This is a genomic window from Novosphingobium sp. BL-S-24 (assembly GCF_055521575.1).
In genome coordinates this window covers 1,970,460-1,988,096 of the sequence record NZ_CM145488.1, presented here as the reverse complement: position 1 = coordinate 1,988,096, position 17,637 = coordinate 1,970,460, and the positions used below count along the sequence as shown (strand labels likewise).

The window sequence follows — 17,637 nt, the reverse complement described above, 5'->3', positions numbered from 1 at the left end:
CGGCCGGTTTGCCGCGCAATGGCCGTCATGGCAATAAATCGCGAGATATTCATTCCAGACTCATCGAGCAGGAAGGACTATAGCGGGTCATGCTCCTCTATTTCCTCAGCTATCTCGGCGGCGCGCTGACCATCATCAGCCCGTGCATCCTGCCGGTCCTGCCGTTCGTCTTCGCGCGGGCGGGAGGGCGTTTCCTGACCAACGGCCTGCCGCTGCTGATCGGGATGGCGGCGATGTTCATGGCGGTGGCAACGCTCGCCGCCGTTGGTGGCGGCTGGGCCGTGCAGGCGAACCAGGTGGGCCGCGCGCTGGCGCTGGCCTTGCTGGCGCTGTTCGGGCTGACGCTGCTGTTGCCCTCGCTATCGGACCGGCTGACCCGTCCGCTGGTGGACTGGGGAGCGCGGCTTTCGCAACGTTCGGGGGCGGTTAGTTCCGAAGTCGGCTCCTCGCTGCTGGTCGGTGTCGCCACCGGCCTGCTGTGGGCTCCGTGCGCCGGGCCTATCCTGGGCCTGGTGCTGACCGGCGCGGCGTTGCAGGGCGCCAGCCTGCAGACCAGCCTGCTGCTGCTTGCCTATGCGGCAGGCGCGGCGACATCGCTGGCGCTGGCGCTGCTGGCTGGCGGGCGCGTGTTCGCGGCGATGAAGCGATCGCTCGGCGTCGGGCAGCGCATCCGGCAGGCGCTGGGCGCTCTCGTGCTGATCGCGGTGGCCGCGATCGCACTGGGCGCTGACACCGGCTTCCTCAGCCGCCTCTCGCAATCGAGCACCAATCGCGTCGAACAGCGGCTGCTTTCGATCGTCGGCCTGGGCCAGCCGGAAAAGGCGCAGGGCCCGGCAACGCTGGCGGTCGAAGGAACCATGCCGCCGCTGGACGGCGCGACGCAATGGATCAACTCCCCGCCGCTCACGCGTGAAGGCTTGAAAGGCAAAGTCGTCCTGATCGACATCTGGACGTACAGCTGCGTCAACTGCCTGCGCACCCTGCCCTACGTGCGCGCCTGGGCGGAGAAATACCGCGATCAGGGGCTGGTGGTGATCGGCGTCCATTCGCCGGAATTCGCGTTCGAGAAAGACCCGGCGAACGTGCGCAAGGCGGTGAAGGACCTTGGCATCACGTATCCCGTCGCCATGGACAACAACTTCGCGATCTGGCGGGCGCTGAAGAACAACTACTGGCCCGCGCACTACTTCATTGATGCGCAGGGCCGCATCCGCGCTCACCATTTCGGGGAAGGCGACTATGCCGAATCCGAGCGTATCATCCAGCGCCTGCTGGCCGAAGCGCATGGCAAGACGGTGGTCGAAGGCGTCGTCTCCATCACGCCAGACGGTGCGCAAGTGGCGGGGGTCAAGGGCGTCGCCTCGCGCGAGACCTATGTCGGCTACACCAAGGCGAAAGGTTTTGCCTCCCCCGGCGGTTTCGTTCGCGACACGGCGCATGACTACGCGCCCGGCCCCTCGGCCCTCAACGCATGGAGCCTGGGTGGTGAGTGGACGGTGCAGCCAAAGCAGGCAGTGGGCGGCAAAGTCGGCAGCCGGATCACCTATCGCTTCCGCGCCCGCGACGTGAACCTGGTGCTGGGCGCGGCCGACAAGCCGGTACGGTTCCGCGTCACGCTGGATGGTGCACCGCCCGGGGATGCCCATGGGGTAGACGTCAACGCCCGGGGCGAGGGCGTGGTGCGTGACAACCGGATGTACCAGCTGGTCCGCCAGAAAACCGTCAGGGAGCGTGATTTCGTGATCGAGTTCCTCGATCCCGGCGCGCAGGCCTATGCCTTCACCTTTGGCTGAGGATCAGATGCCCAGCGCTTTGGTCATCACATCGAAAACGCCTTCCAGTCCGTGGCGGACTTCCCCTCGTCCCCGCCCGGCCATCGGCGCTTCCTCGATCACCAAAACGCCGTCGCCGGCCTGCACCTTGTCCTTGAACAACTGTTCGCGCCCCAGGAAATAGGGCCAGAAGGTTTCGGTGCGGGTGACCGAATAGGCAAGGTCGGCGGAAAAGCCCACCAACTGCGCCTGCCCGAACACGCGGCCGCGCTCCGCCCTTTCGACCCGCACCCCGCGCCCGCCCTTGATGACGAGGCGGCAGGGGCCGTGGAACACCATGTAGCGCAGCTGCATCGTCAGCCAGGCGTTGAGCGAGAACAGCCGCCAGTGCGAGGTAATGCGCAGCGGCTGCGCCAGTGGCTGTGCGACCGCCGCCAGCGCACGCGGCTGCAGCACGCACGAAGCCCCGTCCGGCAGGGCCAGCACCGCCACTTCCGCGAACGGATCGCGCACCGCCGAGACGGTGGTCACTTCCCCCTCGCCGCGAATTCCGGTCAGGAACGTCATCCCGGTTACGATACTGGCGATCGGATGGCTCCAGTCGAGCAGCCAGCGCGTGCCCTTGGCCCCGGTGTGCGATGTCGTCTGCAGATAGTCCTGCCGTACGAGCAACTCCTCGCGCGCGTCGAGGCGGATCGCGACCGAAGTGGTGCTGCGCGGGACCGGTGGGATCGCCTGACCCGCGCCGCCCGGTACCGCCAGCCGGATCGACGGCCGCCGCTCGGCAATCGGGGCCAGCACGAACCAGAACAGCAGCCGGATCAGGTAGGGCATGGCCACGATCAGCAGCAGCGCCGCCAATGCCTTCCACAGCGTGGCCGCCAATGCGCCATGGCGGAATTTCTGCAGCAGCGAGCGGTCGAGTGCGCGCCAGGCGCGGTTTCGCTCGCTCGACAAATCGGAGAGCGTGGCATCCAGCTGGCGGCCCAGATCATCGCCGACCTGCCCAAGCGCACCCTCCGCCGTGGCGACCCCGGCCTGCGCTTCCCGCAGCCGTGCCGCTTCCTGGCCAAGGCGGACGGCTTCCTCGCAGGTGACCTTGCGGTTTGCCTGCAGCTGGCGATGCTCGGTGCTTTCCAGCCAGCTGCGCAGGCGATAGCTCCAGCGGGTTTCAAGCGCTTTCAATCGCGTGCCCGCCGCCCGGCAGGCCGCTTGCGCCTGCGGCAGTCGTGCCTGCGCAGCGGATGCGGCCCCCTCCAGCGAGCGCGCATCCGCCAGGGTCCTGACGCTTCGCAGCAACGACACGCGCTGGTCCAGCAGCAGGAGCTGCATCTCATCGCGTTTGCGCGCCACGATCAGGCCCGGATCGCGCCGCACCAAAGCCGTGAGGCCAACCGCGCCCTGACGGCCCAGTTCGTGGTCCAAGGCGTCCCGATCGCGTCGGGCCTCCAGGATGAGGCGGTCCAGCTCGGCGACGCTTTTGCCCGAAAGCGAGCGCCGTTCCTCTTCGAACGCGCGCTGCAGGCGGGCGGGCTCGGCTTTCAGTTCGCCCAGAGCGGCGTCATAGCCGCGATAGTCCGCCTCGTCGCGCTGGGCCTGATCCCAGCGTTCCTGCGCTGACTCGCGTAGATGCGCCAGGATGATCGGCCCCACCCCGATCGCCAGCACCAGCGCCAGATACAAGACTCCACGCCGCATCAGCCAGCCGAGGACCGCCTTCATGGCGCACACACCCGCGTCACCGCAAAGGCGCGACAGTCAGAGAGGGCGGCGGAGATGGCAGGCAAGCAGCAGTTCTCGGACGAAACGGGCGGGGCGGGTATATCACCATAACGCACGGCCCGGCTCACGGTCCCCCCTCTTCGCTGATGACAGGCGCGGCATTGCGCGCTACAGCCCGCGGCCGTGGGCACAATCAGGCATTTTTTCCGGGATAGACCGGCACTGGCGGCAATGCTGCTGGCCGCCGCCCTGTGTCTGAAAGCGCTGGTGCCCACCGGGTACATGCCCACCGCTGCCGATAACGGGATCGTCGTCGCCCTGTGTTCGGGTACGGCTCCGGCTGGCAGCACCGTGACGATCACGATCCCCAGGAAGGGCACGCATCAGGATCATTCGGCCAGTATGGCGGATCATCCTTGCGCCTTCGCGCCGCTGTGCGCGGCCATGACCGGCGGCGATCTGGTGCCCATGGTGCTGGCGGCGCTGGCATTCGTCTTCGTTGCTGCCATCGTCCGTCGCCCACTGACCTTGCGCGCGCTCGCCGAACGGATCCGCCCGCCCAGCCACGCGCCGCCCCTTCCCGCCTGACCCCTCTGCCATCCCGCCCGCGCACCTGCGTCCCGGCGGATCGGATTGATACCTGATCGGGCGCCCTTGCCGCGCCGATCGGGTGGTTCAGGTGACGTATTCCATGCTTCGTACTCTGCTCTCGCTCGGGGCGGCCCCGCTTGCCCTGTGTCCTTTCCTCGCCTCCGCCGAAGAGGCACCGGCCGATCCCATCCTCGTCGTCGGCCAGCGTGACCGCGACATCAGCCTCGACGCGCGCGGCCTTGCCGTCAGTCTTGGGGACGAACAGTTCGCCGGGGTGAACGCCCGTAACGTCGAGGACCTCATGAAATACGCGCCGGACTTTTTCGTGCGCACGCGCTTTGCGGGCGATTCGAACGGAGTCCCCGGCTTTCGTGGCACGCATTCCACGCAAAGCGCGCGGGCGCTGGTGATGGTGGACGGGTTCACCGTCTCCAACTTCCTCGGCAACTCGTTCGCCTTCGCGCCCAAGTGGGGCGTAGTTGGCCCGGGCGAAGTGGCGCAGTTCGACGTCGTCTATGGCCCCTATTCGGCGCGCTATGCGGGCAATTCCATGGGCGGCGTGGTCAACATCACCACGCGCTCGCCCGAGCGGACCGAAGCGTTCGCCACGGTGCAGGCGATGGGCCAGCCTTACGATCAGTACGCCACCCACAATACCTACCGGGGCTATTCCGGCGAGGCAGGGTTCGGTTTTCGACAGAAGGACGGACCATGGTCGCTGCGCATCTCTGGCCGCCACTTTCGCAATACCGGCCATCCCCAGATGTTCTTCGGCCTCGTCAAATCCACCAGCCCCGGCGCCGCGACCCCGGTGACAGGCGCGGTGGTCGATCCGCAGCAGGCCATACCCAACTCGCCTGGGACGGCGGACAGCCCGATCTTCGCCGCGCAAAGCCCGGCGCGCATCACCCAGGATCAGGCCAAGCTGCGCATCGGCTATGATGGCGCGTCGGGCACCAGCGGCGAACTGCTGGTAGCCTATTGGCACAATCTGGACAGCCAGACCGCGCCCGACTGCTATCTGCGCAACGCTGCGGGGGGCACGGTGTGCGACGGGCTCGTTTCGATCGGCGGGCAGAAATACACCGCCAGCGGGGCCAACTGGTCCCGCACCGTGCGCGATGAGTTGCTGGCGGGCCTGAAGGTATCGTCGCCCTTGTCCGACACGCTGACCGCGCAGGCGCAAGTATCGACCTATCAGATCCTGCGGTCGGACGGGTTCACGTCCAGCGGTTACAATGCCGGCGCAACCGATGGCGCCGGGCGGCTGGCGCGGCAGGGGCCGACCGGGTGGTGGACCGGCGATCTCTCGCTGACGGCCCAGCTTGGCGAGGCGCAGCTTTCCGCAGGCGGCAGCGCCAACCTCTATCGCACCGATGTGACCAATTACACGCTGGCGAACTGGCGCAGCGACGCGGGCAAGGGCTTCTCCACCCGCACCTTCGGCAAGACCCGCAACCTTGCCGCCTGGGCTGAACTGCGCGTGTCGCTGGATCCGGTGACGATCACGCTGGGCGCTCGGTACGAGGATTGGCGCGCGTTCGATGGCGGACTGACCCGGCTGGGCAGCGGCACGCTCGCCGGACAGCAGGTGACGGGGCTTTACGCCAGCCGCCACGCAAGCGGTTTTCAGCCCAAGGCTTCGGTGGAATGGGCGCTCGATCCCGACACACGCGTGCAGCTGAGTTTGGCGAAAGCCACACGCTTTCCCACCGTGGGAGAGCTGTTCCAGGGCAGCCTCAATGGCGATGGCACCTTCAACCAGGACAGCTTCGACCCGAACCTGAAGCCTGAGCGTTCGACTGACGCCAATCTAGTCGTCGCCCATGATTTCGGTGCGTTCAAGCTGACCGGGTCGGCGTTCTGGCAGCGGGTGCGCAACACGATCTTCTCGTTCTATGGCTTCAACCAGAACGGGGTATCGATCTCCAGCTTCAAGAATATCGACGTCACGCGCCAGGTCGGCCTCGAACTCATCGCGGAAATGCGCGACGTGCTGGTGCCGGGCCTCGATCTGGACGCTAACGCCGCGTGGATCGATTCGATCACCGTGCGCAACGATGCCGCTCCCCTTGCGGAAGGCGTGCAGTTCCCGCGCATCCCGCGCTGGCGGCTGAACGGCAACTTGCGCTATCGCGTGGCGGAGCCGGTGCTGGTGTCGATCGGGGTGCGCTATGCCAGCCGCCCCAACACCGACCTGTTCGGCACGCAGCGGGGGGATACGTATGGCTACACGTCCGAACTGTTCGCGCTCGATGCCCGTGTGAGCTGGGACGTGACCCCGCAGTTGCGGGTCAGCGTCGGGGTGGACAACATCACCAACGATCGCGCCTGGGTCTATCACCCCTACCCGCAGCGCAGCTTCCTGCTGGAAGCGGGGTGGAAGCTGTGAGCGGGGCAACGATGCGCACCGAACGCTGGTATCGCGCAGTGTGGCGCTGGCATTTCTACGCCGGGCTGTTCTGCGTGCCCTTCGTGCTGTGGCTGTCGATCACCGGTGGGATCTATCTGTTCAAGCCGCAGATCGAGAGTGCGCTCTATGCACCCTATCGCGGCGTCGTCAGCGGGGAAGCGCCGATGCTCACTCCCGGGGCCATCGCCGTGCAGGCAGTGGCGACGGTGCCGGGATCAATGCTGCACAAATACGTCCTGCCCCAAAGCCCGAGCGACGCAGTGCAGGTGCTGGTCGGCAAGGGCGCCAAGGACGTGCGCCTCTGGATTCACCCGCAGACCGGCGTGGCGCTGCATCAGGTGCCGGAAGAAGACCGGCTGATGCGGGTGGTCTTCCGCCTGCACGGCGAACTGCTGGCGGGAGCGCGCGGCTCCGCGCTGGTGGAGGCGGCGGCGTGCTGGACGATCGTCATGCTGCTGACCGGCCTGTTCCTGTGGTGGCCGCGCAGCACGAACGGGTTGGGCGGCGTGCTCTACCCTCGCCTGCGCCGGGGCAGGGCGATGTTCTGGCGGGACATCCACGCCGTGACGGGGCTATGGATCTCCATCGGTGCGCTGTTCCTGATCATATCCGGCCTGCCCTGGGCGAATGCTTGGGGAGACTATTTCAAGCAGATCCGGGCGGTGACCGGCACGGCGGCGGGGCGGCAGGACTGGTCTGCCGGGTCCGGGGCCGACGCCGCGCAACGCGGCCGCGCCGATGCCGGGATGCGGGCGATGATGTCCGAACATGCCGAGCATCACGGCATGACGATGGTCCACACCGCCCCGCCCCCCGCCGCTCTCGACGCCGTGGTGGCCCGCGCCGCCACGCTGGGCTTTGCCGGGCCGGTGGAGATCAGCCCGCCGACCGCTCGCGACGGCCCGTGGCAAGTGCGCAGCCAGGCGGAGAACCGCCCTTTGCGCGACAGCGCGGAGATCGCCTCCAACGGCTCGCTGATCGGGGTCCAGCGGTTCGTCCAGCGTCACTGGATCGACCGGGCGGTGGGTTACGGCGTCGCCATTCACGAAGGTGCGTGGCTGGGCCTGCTGAACCAGCTGGTGAACCTGCTGGTGCTGCTTGGCCTTGTCCTGCTGTGCGTGTCGAGCGTGGTGCTGTGGTGGCGTCGTCGCCCCGAAAAGACGCTGGGCGCGCCGGTCTCGCTCGCCCCGCTGCGCCATTCATGGCTGCTGGTGACGCTGGTGATCGCGCTGGCACTGGCGATGCCGCTGTTCGGAATTTCGCTGGCCCTCGCGGTGCTGGTCGAAAGGATCGTCCGGTACACCAGCCCGCACCTGCGCCAGTGGATGGGCTGGAGGAGTCCCGCCCCCTCGACCTGATTCAATGTTGCCGCCACGTTACAAATTTGTCGTGGAGCGCCCGCGACGAACGCGCGTTCAAGCGTGTGAATGAAGGCGCCGCAGCGGCCTTTCGGAGACACGCGCATGACGGAACGGGTGGTGATTGTCACCGGTGGCGAATCCGGGATCGGGGCGGCCTGCGCCCGGGCTTTCGGCGCAACCGGGGCGCGGATTGCGGTGCTGTTCCATTCCGATACCGTGGGCGCCGATGCGTCTGCCAGCGCGATCCGCGCCGCCGGGGGAGAGGCCATCACCGTGCAGGCCGACGTCGATGAGGAAGCATCGGTGGATGCCGCCTTTGCCAGAGTGCAGGCGCGATGGGGCACCCCTGCCGATGTGCTGGTCAATTCCGCCGGTCTCAACATGTCCGGCGTCACCGTGCGCGACATGACGCTGGCCCAATGGAACCGCCTGATTGACACTGACCTGACCGGCGCGTTCCTCACTTCGCGCCGCTTCCTTACTGCCAGGCCGTCGACCGAGCGCGCGGACGCGGCGATCATCCACATCTCCTCCATCCACGCCTATGCCGTGCGCGCCGGCGGCGCCGACTATTGCGCGGCGAAAGGCGGCCTATCCAATCTGGTGGAGACGCTGGCGATCGAGGAAGCGCCACGCGGCATCCGCGTCAACGCGATCGAACCCGGCATGATCCTGACCCCGATGAACGCCCGTGCCCAGGCCGACGAAGCCTATCGCAAGACGCTGGAAAACAACATCCCGCTGGGCCGCGCGGGCGATCCGGCGGAAGTGGCGGACCTTGCGGTATTCCTCGCGTCTGACAAGGCGCGGTACATCACCGGCGCGCGGATCGTCATCGACGGCGGCCTGTCGCTGATGCAGGCGCTGGGCGCATGACACGGGACGACGTCGCCGTCGCGGTGGCCGATCCGCATCGCAAGGACCCGGTCGCCGAAAACGCCATCCCTCTCGACTTCAACGTCAAGCGGATCGAGCGGGTGACGCTGGACGGACCGCCCGCCCTGATGGTCCGCGACCTGATGAGCCCCTACATTTGGCGCGAGGGGGAAGGACGGTGGGGCATCATGGTCCGCGCCGTCGTCCGCCCCGGAGAGGAGATGACCGATACCGGCGTGATTTGGGCAGGCTGGAGCGAGGACGGCCGCCACTTCACCATGCTGGAAGCGCCCTCCATCGTCCCCGGGCCCGGTGATCACGATGCCGGCGGCGTGGAGGATCCGACCGTCGTTCGCACCGACGAAGGCTATACCGTCTATTACTCCGGCGTGCTGGCCGATCACGCGCATGGGGAGCTGTCCTATGCACAAGGCCCCTCGCTGGACCGGCTGACCAAGAGCGGCGTCGCCCTCGCCTCGTCGAAGTCGGAAGGCAACACCAAGGAAGCCACGGTCGATCGCACGGCGGACGGGCGCTGGCGGCTGTTCTACGAATACGCCGCAGACGAAGCATCGCGCGTCGGGCTGGCGATGGGCGCGGACGTGGCGGGGCCTTGGGACGAACAGCCCACCCCCTTCATGCCGCGCGACTACAGCTGGGACGATTGGCACCTGTCCACAGGGCCGTTGCTGACGGACGATCCCGCCATGCCGGTGATGTTCTACAACGGCGCCACCCGCGATGCGCGCTGGCGCATCGGCTGGATCGCGTTCGACGCCGATTATGCGCAAGTGCTCGCGCGGGGCATCGAGCCGCTGATCACCCCGCCGCCGGTCGATGATCGCACCGCCACCGACATTGCCTTCGCCGCTTCCGTCGTCATCGATGGACCGGCGATCTGGCTGTATTATTCGCTGGAGGACCGCTTTCTGGCCCGCGCGCTGATCCGCCGCAGCTAGACCGTCACGTATCCCGACGGCGGCGCTGGCGGCTGACGGAGAAGATGGTCCATAGCATCGAGGCGAGAGCGGCGAACCCCATGCCCAATCCCGGTACGATCTGCCCCAGCCCGAACGCGGTCAGCGCGATCGAGAGCGCGGCGACGATATAGACCCAGACTGGAAACACCGATCTTCCCCTTCCTCAGCGACAACTCTCTCATACCGCGTTTACCCCGGTGGGGTTAGACGGCAAATTCGAATGGCAAGGGTAGGCCCTCATGGAAGTCGAGGTCAGTGCCGAAGCCAAGGACAAGCGCCTCAACCGGATGGTGGCGGTCACCGTCGTCATGCTGTCTGTGTTCACCGGGGTGTGCGACATCAAGGACGGCAACCTGGTGCAATCGATGCAGCAGGCGCAGTCCGATTCGGTCGATAGCTGGAACGAGTATCAGGCCACCAAGACCAAGCTGCACATCGCCAACACCGCGCGGGACCAGATGATGGTGATCGCCACCGGCGCGAAGGCGGAAGCGTTCGAACACCGGCTCGACGGCGAGATCGCCAAGTACCAGTCGAATCAAACGGGTTGTTAACTACCCGACCCTAGATTGTGGAGCCTAGTGATCACAGATCGGCATTGAGGAAGGCATAGGCACATGACTTTGACTGAACGGCTCCGCTCCTGGTTGATGTTTGCGGCGATGGCCATCGCAGTGCTGACAGTGGGCATGTGGCCGCTTCCTTTGCATCTTCTGTTCGATCCCAGCACGTTCGGCTGAAGCTTCGGACAACGACAAAAAGCCTGCCGCGACCTCCGCGACAGGCTTTTTGCGATTATGTACTGACCGGTTACCGGGTAAGCTTAGCGGCAAACCCGGATGCGGCGATCACGGCGCCATTCGGTGTGGCAGCGGCGATTGTTGCGATAGGAGTTGTACCGCCGGTTGTCATGGCGGCGCCAGTTGCGGCGATCATCGCGACGATAACGATCCCCGCGATAGTAGCCGCGACGATCGTCGCGACGATAATGCCCACGGCGGTCGGCACGATAACGATCGCGGCGGTCATCACGCCTTGCCAATTGATGGCGATAATCGCCGCGATGCTCGGACCGCTCAGCTCGGTGATGCCGGTCACCATGTGGCTGCGCCGTAGCCGCCGTCGACAGCCCAAGGCTGTTGGCGATCAGCGCGAGCGTTGCCGCAATTCTCAAAAATCGCATCAATGTCTCCTCGGTTGAAGAGAGCCAACGCAACGGCCGCCATTTTGATCCGGCAGGCGGAGAAACCGTCGGCTGTTTGCCGCCTCCAGCACGACGAGCGCCCTATTCCGCTTCAGGCCGACCCAATCTCTATTGACTTAGTAGACAACGTGCATCTAGGCGTCCGCGCGGTTGGCGGCGCGATGTTGGCCGCCGAATTGGGGGCCCGATGAGAAATTTGCTTGTGTCTGCCGCGTGGAACCGTTTGCGGTCCGGCTTGCTCGTTGGCTGTGCCGCTTCCGGCTTGTTCGTTCCGTTGATGGCAAACGCGCAGGACGCGTCTGGACAGGCAGACAGCCAGGCCAATGACATCGTCGTCACCGGATCGCGCATCGCCCGTCGCGATTATGGCTCTCCATCACCCATCGCCACGCTGAACGCTGCCGCGATCGAGGCGACGGGCGACGTGACGCTGGAAAAGGCGCTCTCCATCAATCCGCAATTCGGCATCGGAGAAAACGCGACTTCGACAGGCTATGGATCGACCGGACAGGCGACGCTGAACCTTCGCGGACTTGGTTCGTATCGCAACCTCGTCCTGCTCGACGGGCGGCGCATGCAGCCATCGAACGTGCAGCAGTCGGTAGACGTCAACTCGGTTCCCCGGGCGCTCGTCGAAAGCGTTGAGGTGATCACGGGCGGCGCATCGGCAGTCTATGGATCGGACGCCATCGCCGGTGTCGTAAACTTCCGCCTCAAGGACGATTTCGAGGGCGTGGCGCTCGACGCCCAATACAACATCACCGAGCAGGGTGATGGCGCGGTAAAGGATCTCGCCGCGACGTTCGGCACCAACTTTGCGGGCGGGCGCGGCAACGCGGTCGTCTCGCTGGGCTACACGAGCCGAGACACGATCGATTACCAGTCACGCGCGTTCTTCCGCAAGAACCAGGGCGGCACCGACCTGCGTCTGCCGACCGGCACCGTCACCACCAGTGGCAACGCGCCGACGCAGGCATCGGTCGATGCGCTGTTCGCCCAGTACGGCTATGCTCCGGGCACCGTGGCGGCCAACTCGGGCCTCAGCTTCAATGCCGACGGAACGGTGTTCAGCGCCAGCAACGGCGTTACAAACTATCGTGGCGATCAGGGTGGCCTGCTCTACAATAGCGGTAGCACGGTCAACAACCTCAACGTGTTCCTGACTCTCCAGGCGCCGATCGAGAGGTACTCCGCCTTCGGCAAGTTCAAGTACGACCTGACGGACGACATCACCGCTTTTGCGCAGGGTCAATATGTCAAGTATGACGCGCAAATCCTGGTCGAAGCGGGCAATACCGCACTTTCCGTTCCGATCACCAACCCCTTCATCCCCGATGCGTTGGCCAGCATTCTTGGCAGTCGTCGCAATCCCACGGGTAACGTGACCGTACAGAAACGGTTCTACGAAGCAGGCCCGCGCGTGACCGATCGCGAGTTCAAGATATCGCAGTTCCTGGGCGGATTGCGCGGTGCTTTCGCCGCAATCGACGGCACCTGGGAAGTCTATGGTTCACACGGAGCCACCCTCATCCGCGAAGAACAGCCCGGATCGGTCAAGACGTCCGCGCTCAATACGTTGTTGAACGCCGCCGATGGCGGGCAGAGCATTTGCGCGGGCGGCTATAACCCGTTCGGCGTCACCACGCTTTCCAGCGATTGCTACAATTATCTCGTGGCCTCGCCCTGGCGCGATACCAAGCTTACCCAGGACGTGGTCGAAGCCAACGTACAAGGCGGCCTGTTCAAACTGCCCGGCGGCGGAGCCCGCTTTGCGGCTGGCCTTGCCTACCGTCGCAATTCCTATTCGACGCAAGTCGACCAGGTCCTCAAGGACGCGGACGTGGTGGGCGTGGCCTTCACCAGCGACAGCGAAGGCGCGTCGAACGTGAAGGAGGCCTATGTCGAGCTGCTGCTGCCGCTTCTGGGCGACATGCCTTTCATCCACAAGCTGGAGGCCGACGCCGGATACCGCTACTCCGATTACAACCTGTCAGGCGGGGTGCATACCTACAAGGCAAACCTGATCTGGGCACCAACCGATACGCTCACCTTCCGGGGCGGTTACGCACGCGCGGTGCGAGCGCCCAGCGTGGGCGAACTGTTCGTACCCAACAACGGCGCGGTACCCGGCATCGGCGAAGTCTATAACGGGCTTGGCGACTACTGCGATATTCGCAGCGCCCCCCGCAGAGGCGCGAACGGTGCCTCTGTCCGGGATTTGTGCGTGGCGCAGGGCGTTCCGGCAGGTGTGGTGGACAATTTCATCAACCTACAGAATGATACGAATGCCACAAATTCGGGCAACACCGCCCTTAAGCCGGAAACCGCCGATACGTTCACCATCGGCGCGGTGTTCAGCCCGAAGTTCGCCACGCCCTGGCTGTCGCGCTTCAACATCACCGTCGATTATTATAACATTACGGTGAAAGACGCGATCGGCGTCGTCGGCGTGCAGACAAGCCTGGCGAAGTGCTTCAATATCGACGGCACCAACCCGACCTACTCCAACGACAACTTCTTCTGCCAGACCATTACACGCGATGCCGACGGCCTGCTGGCCGACATGCGCCAGCCAACCACCAACCTTGGCGCGTACAAGACGGCAGGGATCGATGTTCAGCTGGACTGGTCGATCGACCTTGCGGCGGTGGGCCTGAACTCGGGCTCGCTCGACATCACATCGGCGGTGGGGTGGCTGGACAGGTTCGACGTACAGACCCTGCCGGGCGAACAGTTCTACCACTACGCCGGCACCGTCGGCAGCCCTTCGGGTTTTGCGCCGGGATCGCTGCCAAAATGGAAAGCGGTCTCCAGCGTGGCCTACAACAGCGAGGCGTTCAATCTGGGGCTGCGCTGGCGCTTCCTGAGCAAAATGGACCCATCGGCCAAGGCGACCAACCCGGCAACCACCACTCCCGGCGTGCCAAGCTACAACCTGTTCGATCTATTCGGATCGATCGTGGTGAACGAGGGGTACACGATGCGCTTCGGGATCAACAACCTGTTCGACAAGCAGCCGCCGGTTCTCAACGGCCGCATAGGCACTACCGAAGCCAGCACCTACGACGTTCTTGGTCGCACCTTCTTCGTGGGTGTCGGCGCGAAGTTCTGATCCTTCTAAAAGCCCCAAACCCACCACCACAAAAGGAATGGAAGACATGCGAAAGTCCCTGCGCGCCGGTATCGTCGGCGCCGTCCTTGCCGTTTCGTCCCTCGCTGCCGGTGCCTCGCCGGCAATCGCGCAAGCCATGGCCGGTCGCACTCTGGAAGACCGTCCGCGCCTGTCGGTAAGCTACTACAAGACGCCCCCGGGCAAGCAGGACGAATGGCTGGCGCTTTACCTCAAGTGGCATCGCCCGATCATGGACTATCAGATCCAGCAGGGCGTCACGACCAGTTCGACCGTATACGCCAATGCGGGCCACTCGCTGGCCCCGCAGTGGGACTTCATGATCATCAATATCTCGCCGCCACCCGCAAAAGCGAAAAAACTGAACCTGACGCGTGGCCAGGTCATCCAGAAGCTGTTCCCCGATCTCGACGCCTATACCGCCGGTGAAACCGCGCGCTGGGCGCTGACGGAATCGCACTGGGATCAGGATGTCGTGGAACTGGACCTGACCGCCCAGCATCCGGGCGTCTACTATCCGATCCTGCCGAAGTAAGCGGGGCGGCTCTGCAGGGTATCGTTCAGGCGCCCGGTCTCATGCAGCCGGGCGCCTGATCAAATCACCCGTGGGCTAGATGTCGACCGGTTTGATCATCCTACAGTCTCCGGCAGGACCTGTCGGCGCGCCCAGGTCTCGATGGGGGTGAGGGCGACGGGAAGCTCCTTCAGAACATCGGCCATATTGACGCAAAAGGGGTGCTCGGGCGAGGTGTTGTACCAGGTGTAGATGCGCCGCAGTTCGCTGATCAGCCGATCCTCTTCAAGCGACGCGCGACCATCGAAGACGTGGCGCATACGCTCGCAAAACTCGTCAATCGGCTGGCTCTCCCATCCCAACGGGCGCTCCCACGCATTGGAAAGCTTTTGCGCCAGTTGAGGCAGGCGAACCGTTTCCGCCCCGCCCACCGGGAAACTGCGTCCCGACAAACCGGGGCGTTCCAGTGCGGCCATCATCAGCGCGGCAAGATCGTCGTGGCATATCCACGAAACGTCGAGGTCGGGGCGATGCGGATAGACGATGGTGGCGCGCTCGGCGATCGGCGGCCAAGCCCACCCCTTGAGCAGATTGTCGAGAAACACCACCGGCTGGATGCTGACCGTCGGCACGCCTGATGCGAACAGCAGCCGACGCATCTCGTGCCGGGCGTCCTGCGCCGCAAACCCGCGTATCTCGGTCGGGACCGGCAAGCTGGTGTTGAACACGATGGTGCCGATCCCGGCAGCCGTGGCCTCCTCGGCGATCCAGGCCGTCGCCTGAACCAGAGGCTGCGCCTGCTGAAAAGACGTGGACGGCAGGTTGAGGAATATCGCATCGGCTCCCGTCATCGCGACTCGAAGAGAAGCACGGTCTGACAATTCGGCGGCGCGTGTCTCCACCTGCCGCCCCGCCACCGTCAACGGGCGGGCCGAGCGGCTGATGCACACAAGCTCGTGATGCGTCGATGCGAGCGCGCGGACTTGCGCGGCACCCTGATCGCCCGTGCCTCCGAATACGATGACTTTCATCCGGCGTTGTCCTCCGCAAGTGGCAGCGCGCAGCATGCTGTCGCACGCCGTCGTTGAACACGCAAAAGCACCTCAGCGGAAGACGCAATTCGGCTGGGGCACATATGATGTTGAGTCGTTCTTGTCGTGCCTGTTTGCCGAGTCCAGCCGTACCACGCTATGTCACTCGTTGATATATATCGTGTTACGATATATTGCTGATTACACCCTTCCCGTCAGCCGAGCCATTCCATGATTCCTGCAGCGTCGTCCTCATCCCATCGCCCTCTTGCCGATCACAGCGCTGATCGCCGCATGCTGCTACTCGCGGCTGCGTCTCTTGTGATTGGGAGCGGCGGAGCGATGGGGGCATGGATTCTGCTCAAGGCGATCGCCATCGCCACCAACCTGTTCTGGTTTGGCCGCCTGTCCGGCGCGCCCGCGCAGATCGTCGACAATACCCTGGGCCTTTGGCTGATCGCCGTGCCCGTGATCGGAAGCCTCTTGGTAGGCTTGCTGGCACGCTACGGGTCCGACAAGATTCGCGGGCATGGCATACCCGAAGCGATCGAAGCGATCCTCTATGGCGAGAGCCGCATGTCGCCCAAGGTTGCCCTGCTGAAGCCACTGTCGTCGGCGATCTCGATTGGAAGCGGCGGTCCTTTCGGCGCGGAAGGGCCGATCATCATGACCGGCGGGGCCATCGGATCATTGTTCGCTCAGGCGTTTCGCCTCAGCGCTGCCGAGCGCAAGACCCTGCTTGTGGCGGGCGCAGCGGCTGGCATGACCGCGATCTTCGGAACGCCAATGGCCTCGATCCTTCTGGCCATCGAGGTGCTGCTCTTTGAATGGAAGCCGCGCAGCTTCGTGCCCGTGGTCATCGCCGTTCTTGTCTCGTGGATCTGGCGGCCGCTGTTGATAGAGGCCGGGCCGCTCTTCCCCGTACACCATGCAATCACCCTCGCGGTGGGGGACATCGGCCTGGCCGTGGCAGTCGGCGCTATTGCCGGAGCGCAGGCATCGCTGCTGTCCAATGCGCTCTATAAAATTGAGGATATGTTCGCCCGACTGCCGGTTCACTGGATGTGGTGGCCTGCCATCGGCGGCGTGGCAGTGGGTCTGGGAGGCTTGATCGACGCGCATGTTCTGGGCGCGGGCTACGAAAGCATCCGGGGCCTTCTGGACGGTTCGCTGGCCATGCAAGTGGTCCTGGCGCTACTGGTGGTCAAAGCCGTCGTATGGCTGGTCGCCCTGGGTTCGGGCACGTCAGGCGGCGTGCTCGCCCCGCTGCTCCTACTGGGCGGTGCGCTCGGCTTCGTTCTTGGCCAGCACCTGCCCGGCGGGGGCGCTCTGTGGGCGCTGGCCGGGATGGCGGGCATCCTCAGCGGCGCGATGCGCGCACCGTTGACCGCGACGTTGTTCACCGTCGAGTTGACCGGCGACTTCGCCATGCTCCCGCTTACGCTGGCCGCGTCGGCAGGGGCATACGCGATCAGCGTGCTGGTTATGCGTCGTTCGATCCTGACTGAAAAGATCGCCCGGCGCGGTCGGCATATCCTGCAGGAATACACCGTCGATCAGTTCGACTTCCTCCAGTCCGCGCAGGTAATGACGCCTCAACCGGCGACGCTCTCCAGCAGCATGACCGTGGCTGACGCACTCGACTTTTTCCGCACCGAAGCGCAACACCGCAGCTATCCCGTGACAACAAACGACGGCGCGCTGGTAGGGCTCGTTTCCCGGACCGATGCACTACGCTGGCAAGTGGACAGCGTTCCGGCGGATGCCACGCTCGCAGAGACCCTTTCCGACGCATCGCAACCCTGCGGCAACCCGCAAGATCCTATCAGCCGGATCGCCGACCTGATGGTGGAGACGGGCATCGGCCGCATTCCGATCGTCGACCCGGCGACAAAACAGGTCGTCGGCATCCTGACCAGACACGATCTGCTGAAGGTCCGCCAACTGCACCACGGCCTTGAAACGAAGCGAGCGCGGGCATGACGTCAATTCTTCTGGGAGGGACGCCACTACCGAGAAAAGCGATCGACGTGCCGATGGGCG

At 65.0% G+C, this 17,637-nt stretch carries 15 protein-coding genes; 11 read left to right on the top strand and 4 right to left on the bottom strand.

The genetic code is table 11. The features are described 5' to 3' along the window. The first annotated feature begins 89 nt into the window (after window positions 1-89). Entirely contained in the window at window positions 90-1,793 is a 1,704-nt protein-coding gene (locus ACZ1JM_RS14800) for a cytochrome c biogenesis protein DipZ (RefSeq protein WP_465133135.1), read from the top strand. 3 nt (window positions 1,794-1,796) lie between these two features. Here ACZ1JM_RS14800 and ACZ1JM_RS14795 read toward each other — a convergent pair whose 3' ends face one another. Next, window positions 1,797-3,494, bottom strand: coding sequence for a hypothetical protein (locus tag ACZ1JM_RS14795; protein WP_465133134.1), 1,698 nt, complete (start codon window positions 3,492-3,494; stop codon window positions 1,797-1,799). 183 nt (window positions 3,495-3,677) lie between these two features. On the opposite strand from ACZ1JM_RS14795, the gene ACZ1JM_RS14790 reads away from it, so the two are divergent. The 5 genes from ACZ1JM_RS14790 (at window position 3,678) to ACZ1JM_RS14770 (ending at window position 9,694) form a co-directional block, all read left to right on the top strand. Further along, the gene (locus tag ACZ1JM_RS14790; protein WP_465133133.1) at window positions 3,678-4,082 is read left to right on the top strand and encodes a hypothetical protein; all 405 of its coding nucleotides are present in this window, start codon (window positions 3,678-3,680) and stop codon (window positions 4,080-4,082) included. 103 nt (window positions 4,083-4,185) lie between these two features. Further along, window positions 4,186-6,477, top strand: coding sequence for a TonB-dependent receptor (locus ACZ1JM_RS14785; RefSeq protein WP_465133132.1), 2,292 nt, complete (start codon window positions 4,186-4,188; stop codon window positions 6,475-6,477). Between the two features lie 11 nt (window positions 6,478-6,488). After that, window positions 6,489-7,856: a PepSY-associated TM helix domain-containing protein gene (locus tag ACZ1JM_RS14780; RefSeq protein WP_465133131.1), complete on the top strand. Its 1,368-nt coding sequence runs from the start codon at window positions 6,489-6,491 to the stop codon at window positions 7,854-7,856. Window positions 7,857-7,925: 69 nt separating this feature from the next. Next, on the top strand, window positions 7,926-8,735 hold the full coding sequence (locus ACZ1JM_RS14775; protein WP_465133130.1) for an SDR family NAD(P)-dependent oxidoreductase: 810 nt from the start codon (window positions 7,926-7,928) through the stop codon (window positions 8,733-8,735). Next, window positions 8,732-9,694, top strand: a complete 963-nt coding sequence (locus ACZ1JM_RS14770; RefSeq protein ID WP_465133129.1) for a glycoside hydrolase family protein — start codon at window positions 8,732-8,734, stop codon at window positions 9,692-9,694. Before ACZ1JM_RS14775 ends, ACZ1JM_RS14770 begins: the two co-directional genes overlap by 4 nt. 4 nt (window positions 9,695-9,698) lie before the next feature. On the opposite strand, the gene ACZ1JM_RS14765 is transcribed toward ACZ1JM_RS14770, so the two are convergent. Continuing rightward, on the bottom strand, window positions 9,699-9,863 hold the full coding sequence (locus ACZ1JM_RS14765) for a hypothetical protein (protein WP_465133128.1): 165 nt from the start codon (window positions 9,861-9,863) through the stop codon (window positions 9,699-9,701). Between the two features lie 91 nt (window positions 9,864-9,954). Between ACZ1JM_RS14765 and ACZ1JM_RS14760 the strand changes: the two genes are divergently transcribed. Both ACZ1JM_RS14760 and ACZ1JM_RS14755 read left to right on the top strand, forming a co-directional pair. Then, entirely contained in the window at window positions 9,955-10,269 is a 315-nt protein-coding gene (locus tag ACZ1JM_RS14760) for a DUF4337 family protein (RefSeq protein ID WP_465133127.1), read from the top strand. Window positions 10,270-10,332: 63 nt separating this feature from the next. Beyond that, window positions 10,333-10,455: a hypothetical protein gene (locus ACZ1JM_RS14755; RefSeq protein WP_465133126.1), complete on the top strand. Its 123-nt coding sequence runs from the start codon at window positions 10,333-10,335 to the stop codon at window positions 10,453-10,455. A 70-nt stretch (window positions 10,456-10,525) separates the two neighbouring features. On the opposite strand, the gene ACZ1JM_RS14750 is transcribed toward ACZ1JM_RS14755, so the two are convergent. Continuing rightward, window positions 10,526-10,816 (bottom strand): hypothetical protein, encoded by a 291-nt coding sequence (locus ACZ1JM_RS14750; RefSeq protein WP_465133125.1) that lies wholly within the window; start codon window positions 10,814-10,816, stop codon window positions 10,526-10,528. Between the two features lie 290 nt (window positions 10,817-11,106). On the opposite strand from ACZ1JM_RS14750, the gene ACZ1JM_RS14745 reads away from it, so the two are divergent. Both ACZ1JM_RS14745 and ACZ1JM_RS14740 read left to right on the top strand, forming a co-directional pair. Then, complete coding sequence (locus ACZ1JM_RS14745; protein WP_465133124.1) at window positions 11,107-14,031, top strand: TonB-dependent receptor domain-containing protein; 2,925 nt, start codon at window positions 11,107-11,109, stop codon at window positions 14,029-14,031. Between the two features lie 46 nt (window positions 14,032-14,077). Continuing rightward, complete coding sequence (locus ACZ1JM_RS14740) at window positions 14,078-14,584, top strand: hypothetical protein (protein ID WP_465133123.1); 507 nt, start codon at window positions 14,078-14,080, stop codon at window positions 14,582-14,584. Window positions 14,585-14,679: 95 nt separating this feature from the next. Here the strand turns inward: ACZ1JM_RS14740 and ACZ1JM_RS14735 are convergent, their stop codons facing one another. Beyond that, window positions 14,680-15,594, bottom strand: a complete 915-nt coding sequence (locus ACZ1JM_RS14735; protein ID WP_465133122.1) for an SDR family oxidoreductase — start codon at window positions 15,592-15,594, stop codon at window positions 14,680-14,682. A gap of 231 nt (window positions 15,595-15,825) precedes the next feature. Between ACZ1JM_RS14735 and ACZ1JM_RS14730 the strand changes: the two genes are divergently transcribed. Further along, a complete protein-coding gene (locus ACZ1JM_RS14730) occupies window positions 15,826-17,577 on the top strand; it encodes a chloride channel protein (RefSeq protein WP_465133121.1) in 1,752 nt (583 codons plus the stop codon). Window positions 17,578-17,637 lie beyond the last annotated feature (60 nt).